The 7,121-nt window shown below is 37.8% G+C and carries 4 protein-coding genes; all 4 read left to right on the forward strand.

All coding sequences use genetic code 11. The features are described 5' to 3' along the window. Positions 1-114: 114 nt before the first annotated feature. The 4 genes from brnQ (at position 115) to DF281_RS06355 (ending at position 6,182) form a co-directional block, all read left to right on the forward strand. Positions 115-1,434: a branched-chain amino acid transport system II carrier protein gene (brnQ, locus tag DF281_RS06340; protein WP_109349416.1), complete on the forward strand. Its 1,320-nt coding sequence runs from the start codon at positions 115-117 to the stop codon at positions 1,432-1,434. 212 nt (positions 1,435-1,646) lie between these two features. Further along, entirely contained in the window at positions 1,647-3,221 is a 1,575-nt protein-coding gene (locus DF281_RS06345) for an FMN-binding glutamate synthase family protein (RefSeq protein WP_109349417.1), read from the forward strand. A gap of 658 nt (positions 3,222-3,879) precedes the next feature. Continuing rightward, positions 3,880-5,163, forward strand: a complete 1,284-nt coding sequence (locus tag DF281_RS06350) for a C40 family peptidase (RefSeq protein WP_109349418.1) — start codon at positions 3,880-3,882, stop codon at positions 5,161-5,163. Between the two features lie 329 nt (positions 5,164-5,492). Next, positions 5,493-6,182 carry a C40 family peptidase gene (locus DF281_RS06355; RefSeq protein WP_109349419.1) on the forward strand — a complete coding sequence of 230 codons (690 nt, stop codon included), beginning with the start codon at positions 5,493-5,495 and terminating at the stop codon, positions 6,180-6,182. The last annotated feature ends 939 nt before the right edge of the window (positions 6,183-7,121 follow it).

The following is a 7,121-nucleotide window of genomic DNA, read 5'->3' on the forward strand; positions in this document are numbered from 1 at the left end:
TTAAGTCTTTTTCATGTTAAGATGTTGAAGTTAGTTTTTTTCTTGTAATTTGAATTTTCAGAAAAAACAAAAATCTTTTGAATATTTAATTAAAAAATAAAAAGGAGTGTTTCTATGCCAAATCAATCACTATCATTAATGGGGAAAATTTCAGTAGGTTTCATGTTATTCGCGCTATTTTTAGGAGCCGGTAACATCATCTTTCCTCCAGAACTAGGTCAAAAATCGGGTGAACATTTTGTCATCGCGATGATCGCATTTTTAATCACCGGTGTAGGATTACCTCTTTTAGGTGTCATTACTGTCGCAAAATCAGGTGGAGAGCTGCAAGATATGGCTGGTCGTGTAAGCCCTAAATTCGGCGTCATCTTCACAGCAATCGTGTACTTAGCAATCGGGCCATTCTTCGCAATGCCTCGTACAGGTACAGTATCATTTGAACTTGGCGTTAAACCTTACTTATCAGAAGCCACAGCAAACTCTGCATGGCCGCTAATCGCATTCTCAATCGTATTCTTCGGCATCACGCTATTCTTCGCATTGAAGCCAAGTCGCCTAATCGATACAGTTGGTAAAGTTTTAACACCAGCATTATTAATCGTAATCGGCGCATTAGCAGTAAAAGCATTCGTTACACCAATGGACGGACCGGGTAAAGCAATCGAAAACTACATTTCAAACCCATTCGGTGAAGGTTTCAAACAAGGTTACTTAACAATGGATTTCCTTGCTGCACTAGTATTCGGGATCGTAATTGTTCAAGCTTTAAAAGGTAAAAATATTACGCATCGCCCTACAGTTGTAAAAACGACAATTTTCGCTGCATTCATCGCAGCAATCGGTTTAGCTCTTGTCTACATTTCACTTGGCTACATAGGTTCATCATCAGTCCAATCAATTGGTTTCAGTGGTCAAGGTGCTGAAATCATTACGAAATCTGCATTTGAACTTTACGGAAACTTCGGGAATATTTTAATTACAGCCGTAATCATTTTAGCTTGTTTAACAACATCAATTGGATTAATGACTGCTTCATCTGAATTCTTCCATAAAATCTTCCCATCTCTTTCTTATAATAAGTGGGTTATTTTATTCGCAGTGTTCAGTACAGTCATCGCAAACTTTGGACTTTCTACTATTATTAAAGTATCGCTTCCTGTATTACTGGCGATTTACCCATTAGCGATCGTATTAATGATCCTAGTGCTTGCGTCTAAATTATTCAATGATGCTCGCCCTGTATACGTTTGTGCATTGATCTTCACTGCATTCGTCAGCCTTTACGACGGACTGAAAGAAGCTGGTATTACGAATAAAGCATACGGTGATTTCTTAAATTCAATTCCACTTGCGCAATACAGCCTTGGTTGGTTAATCCCAGCAGCAGTCGGCGCAATAATCGGCTATATTATTGTATTACTACGCAAGAAATAACAATTTTTTATGATAGACTAGAGGGCGTAAATACCCTTCTAGTCTATTTTTTTCTATCAAATCCCCCTTTTCTCTGCGACTTTAATAATCTGAATTTTACATCATTTCAGTTCTTTCGAAAAAGGGGTTGTATTCATCTCGATATGTGATATATTTAATGCGATATTGATATGTATTCACAATTTAGACATATGAGAAAAGGACGTGAAACAATGGATTCGCACAATCTATTGTCAACAGTATTATTGACAATCATTGCATTAGTAATTATTATTCCAATCGTTTTTGCAATCGCTTTCTATTTGTTAGACCGCAAGCAAAAACAACACTCTATTCTACGTAACTTCCCTGTATTAGGGCGTGTTCGTTACTTAACAGAGAAAATCGGGCCAGAGCTTCGTCAGTACTTATTCGACGATGACAACAAAGGTCGCCCATTCTCACGTGAAGAATTCCTTCATGTCGTTTTACCAGGTAAGTATTTAGGAAGTGTCATTGGATTTGGTTCTAAACGTAACTTTGAGGAGGCTGGATTCTTCATCCGTAACGCTACTTTCACTAAACAAGTAGACGAGATGGTTGCAGACCAATCAAACCTTGTTAAAACTCAAAAGTATGTAATCGATCATGATGAATTATTCTCTCGTAAAGAACATACAGTTCCAGTAGATGCCAAACCATGGTTACTAACAGATGATAATGCTGTTGTACTCGGCCCAAATTGCCGCGAGCCATTCCGTGTTAAAGGGATGTTCGGACAATCAGCAATGAGTTATGGTGCATTAGGTAAAAACGCAATTACAGCTCTTTCAACAGGGATTGGTCAAGTACCAGGTTCTTGGATGAATACAGGTGAAGGTGGCGTATCTCCCCATCACTTAGCTGGTGGCGCAGACTTAATCTCACAAATCGGTTCTGGATTATTCGGATACCGTACGCCAGATGGTGAGTTCAGCTTCGAAAAATTAAAAGAAAAAGCTGCAATCCCTCAAGTAAAAGCTTTCGAACTTAAATTAGCGCAAGGTGCAAAAACGCGTGGTGGACACGTTGAAGGTGATAAAGTAACACCTGAAATCGCTGAAATCCGTGGCGTTGAAGTTGGTAAAACAATCAACTCACCAAACCGCTTCCGTCAATTTAATGACTACCCTTCTCTATTCAACTTCATCGATCAAATTCGTGAAGCTGGTGGATTACCAGTTGGGATTAAAATCGTAGTCGGTAGCCCAGAAGACGCTGACTCACTAGCTCGTTACATGGCTGAATCTGGTCAACACCCAGACTTCATCTCAATCGATGGTGCTGAAGGTGGTACAGGTGCTACATACCAAGACTTAGCAGATAGTGTTGGTTTACCACTTTACTCTGGTTTACCTCTATTACAAGAAGCTCTAGTACGTCATGGTGTACGTGATAAAGTGAAAATCATCGCAGCAGGTAAGATTATCACTGCTGACCGTGCAGCCGTTACATTAGCAATGGGCGCAGACTTAATCTACATCGCTCGTGGATTCATGATGTCAGTTGGTTGTATTATGGCCGCTAAATGTCATACGAATGAATGTCCAGCTGGTGTTGCGACAACTGATCCTAAGTTACAAAACGGTCTAATCGTAGACGAGAAGAAATACCGTGTATCAAACTACATCTTAAACTTACGTGAAGGTCTATACCGTGTTGCAGCTTCTGCAGGCGTTGATTGCCCTACTAAGTTAACTAAAGAGAACATCGTTTATAAAGACAACCTAGGTCGTGTTTATACAATGGATGAACTACAAGCTAAATAATGTATTCAAAAGGACTTCAACGATACTGTTGAAGTCCTTTTTTATGGGTTTTATTATATATGTTGGTGTCTTCAAACAATTCACGTTGCAGCTTACAAATAGATCACGATCAAGTAAAAATCGTTTCTAGTAAATTCTCCATTTCGCGCACTGCCCTATTCTTTTTCCTCAACATGCGATTTTTCGAACAACAATTATAATAGAAGAAACTCAAAATTTCGATTTCAAATTGAAATATGTATTATCTGGAAAAATGTATTCATATGATTCTACTATACTAAGTAGGTTAATAATGAAATTGTACTTCTTATTGATATTTAGAAAAATAAAAGATTTATTTAACAAAAATTACAATAAACAGTTCAAAAGACCTGTTATATACTAAGAATTTCACTTTATTCTTCCAAATTTAAACCACTATCTATAATCTGTACTAAATATCATTGCGATAATATTTCTGTTTCACACCGTACACGTTTTAGCCATTTTTTAAGAGGTTTCCAATACTTTTTTACTATGATAAAATTAGCTTTGAATTAAGCATATTAGACTAGCGAAACAGTATTTCGTAATATAGAAAATAGCCGTTTTGTTTAAAATCAGTTTATAAAGGTATTTATTCCATGATAAGACAATTACAACAAGGAGCGTGAGTAGGATGAAAAAATCATTGTATACTGCTGTTGCGATCGGTGCAGCACTGTTTGTAGCCAATCACGACGACGCGGAAGCCAGCACCAAATCATATACTGTTAAAGGTGGCGACAATCTTTCTGCCATCGCAAATAAATATGGCACGACTGTGTCGAATATTAAGCAAATAAATAATCTGAAAAGCGATATGATCTATGTTGGACAGACGCTTAAATTGTCTGGTAAAAAAATTACAACTTCATCTTCTTCATCTAAACCATCAAAACCATCTAATAATTCAAACGCTACAAACTCATATACAGTTAAAAATGGCGATTATTTATATGCCATTGCAACGAAATTCGATTTAACCGTTTCACAAATCCGTGAAATTAATAATTTGAAGACAAATGTTCTTTATGTAGGCCAAAAACTTAAAGTGTCCGGTAAAGCATCTGTTTCTAAACCAAAACCGAAACCAAATCAATCTACAGGTGGTTCTTCAACCACAACAAATAATTCCGCATCTACATACACTGTAAAGAGCGGCGATTACTTGTCAAAAATCGGTGCGAAATTTAATATTTCTGTCGCTCAAATTAAAGACTTAAATAATCTTTCAAGTGACATGATTCACGTTGGGCAGGTTTTAAAAGTGTCTGGCAAAGCTAGTTCAAAGCCATCTACTTCAAAACCGAATCCGATACCGAATAAAAAACCATCCACGAATCAAGGTTCGTCTTCATCATCTTCTACTTATAAAGTACAAAGTGGTGACTACTTATCTAAAATCGCAGCTAAATTCGGCACAACCGTGGCAAAAATTAAGCAGCTCAATGGTCTTCAAAGCGAAATGATTCACGTTGGGCAAGTGTTGAAGGTTAAAGGAACGGCTACTACGCCGAACAAGCCTAGTGGTGGTGGAACGGTCCAAGTTGGTAAACCATCAGCCAATGCCGGCAGTCTGATTGGCAATGCGAAGAAATTCATCGGTGTACCATATGCATGGGCTGGATCTAATCCAAACGGCTTCGACTGCTCTGGTTACATCTATTACACATTCAATATGTCTGGCAAGTCTATTCCCCGTGTAAACGCGAAAGGCTACCATGCACTTGCGACGAAAATCAATAACCCTAGTCCTGGCGATATTGTATTCTTCGCAGGAACTTATACAACAGGTATTAGCCACTTAGGAATTTACTTGGGCAACGGACAATTCATCCACGCAGGAAATGATGGCGTAGAAATTTCTAGCTTAAATCAAGGTTATTGGAAAAATCATTTTTCAAGTTACGGAAGATTTTAATTAAATAAAGTGTTTTTATGAGCCAATTCGAAATAATGAATTGGTTCTTTTTTTCGCTCTTTTACAAACTGTCATAATCAAAAAGTAGTTTTTTCACTATTTATCGGTATTTTCTGGCTATTTCTGTGGATAATTCTCCAATCGGCTGATTATTTTATACAACTTATGTCTTAATAACCGTTCTGTGTAATATAACTGTAATGTAACTGTAACTGAAAACGCCTTGTTCTAATTGCCAATTTTTTATAAAGTAGTACTTAGTTAAACATTACATATCGAACTTAAAAAAACTTATCATAAAAAAACAAATTTATTGGAGGAATTAATTCATGTTAAAGAAATTAGTAATCTCAGCAATCGCTACAGGTGCAATCGCATTATCATCAGTATTCGGTACAACTACAGAGGCTTCAGCTGCTACTGCAACGAACTACAACACAACTAAGTACGTATCTTCATACGACGGTTCATTAAACGTTCGTGCATCTGCGTCAGCTAGCTCTAAATTAGTTGTAACTGTTAAAAACAACGCAAAAGTATCTACTTCTAAAAAACAAGTTAAAAACGGTACTACTTGGGTTTACGGTACAGTTAAAGGTCAATCTGGTTGGATGAACGCGAAATACCTTTCAAGCAAAAAAGTTAAAAAGACTTCAAATGCTAACGGTTCTGCATTAATTTCTTACGGCGCTAGATTCCAAGGCGTTCCTTACGTATGGGGCGGTACAACTCCTCGTGGGTTCGACTGTTCAGGTTTCACTGGCTATGTTTACAAAAACGTAACTGGTAAAACTCTTCCACGTACAAGTGGCGCTCAATATGCAGCTTCTAAAAAGATTTCTCGTAGCCAATTACAAGTCGGCGATTTAATTTTCTACTCAGTAGGATCTAGCCGTATTACACACGTAGCTCTTTACGCTGGTAATGGTCAAGTATTACACGCAGCAGGTTCTAAAGTACATTACCAATCAATGTACACTTACTGGGATCGTTACGAAGTAGGTTACGGTCGCTACTAAGACCGAATTACTTTTCAACAATCTTCAACTAAATTTGTTTATTACAGCTTAGACTTCGGTCTGGGCTGTTTTTTATTGGCCCTTTTTTAGAGCCAATCTCATATGCTGGTATCACTACTTCCACACACAACAACATTTTGCGTCTAAAGAAATCAATGTTCTTCCCCTCTCTCCACACTAATCAATATCGAAGGAAATAACGAGGTCTCCTATTGAAAAACAAGTGGTGGCAATTCGTTATTTCTGAATGTAGGAATAAAAGATAAGGGCAAGGAAAAAAGCTGAAATCAAATGATTTCAGCTTTTTGTGTGGGTTATTTGCGAGAAGGGCTTTCTTCTCGGGTTTTAGTGTCTAGTTACAAATGCTATATACTTTGGGATACTTCAGGTTTTCGAGTCCTTCTCAGGTTTAGTCACTTCGAAAGGCTTTCTTCTCGGGTTTTAGTGTCTAGTTACAAATGCTATATACTTTGGGATACTTCAGGTTTTCGAGTCCTTCTCAGGTTTTGGTGTCCAGCTTGTTCCACTACTCTCTTTGAGTCACTTCGAAAACTCGGGGAAAAGTGATGGTGCGTTTACTTTTCCTTCGTTTCCTCCAGTGCTCTCGAGAGTCCCGAGTGGAAACGCTTTTCGAGTTTACTTTCGTTTCAAACCTTGCAGTACCCTCGTATATGATCGAGCATTTTTCACTTTTCGCTTTTACTTTTCCTTCGTTTTCTGCAGTGCTCTCGAGATAAACAAGCCACCTCCGCTTTTCGTTTTTCACTTTTCTTTAAGAAAAAGGCTTCAGCAAATGCTGAAGCCTTTCATTGTGGCTCTTTGTCAAATAACGTTGGTGAGAGTTTTCAATTGAATAAAAATCGATTGGTTTGAGCGAGATCACTTTTCATTTATGAAGCGTGGCTCGCTCTTTTTAATGCGAAGTGTAAATAGATTCGG

Origin of the sequence: Kurthia zopfii (genome assembly GCF_003143955.1) — a bacterium.
Lineage (GTDB): Bacteria > Bacillota > Bacilli > Bacillales_A > Planococcaceae > Kurthia > Kurthia zopfii.

Excerpts from the sequence above, each read along its gene's own strand:
- DF281_RS06355 (WP_109349419.1), top strand. The coding sequence starts at position 5,493 with ATGTTAAAGAAATTAGTAATCTCAGCAATCGCTACAGGTGCAATCGCA.
- brnQ (WP_109349416.1), top strand. The coding sequence starts at position 115 with ATGCCAAATCAATCACTATCATTAATGGGGAAAATTTCAGTAGGTTTC.
- DF281_RS06345 (WP_109349417.1), top strand. The coding sequence starts at position 1,647 with ATGGATTCGCACAATCTATTGTCAACAGTATTATTGACAATCATTGCA.
- DF281_RS06350 (WP_109349418.1), top strand. The coding sequence starts at position 3,880 with ATGAAAAAATCATTGTATACTGCTGTTGCGATCGGTGCAGCACTGTTT.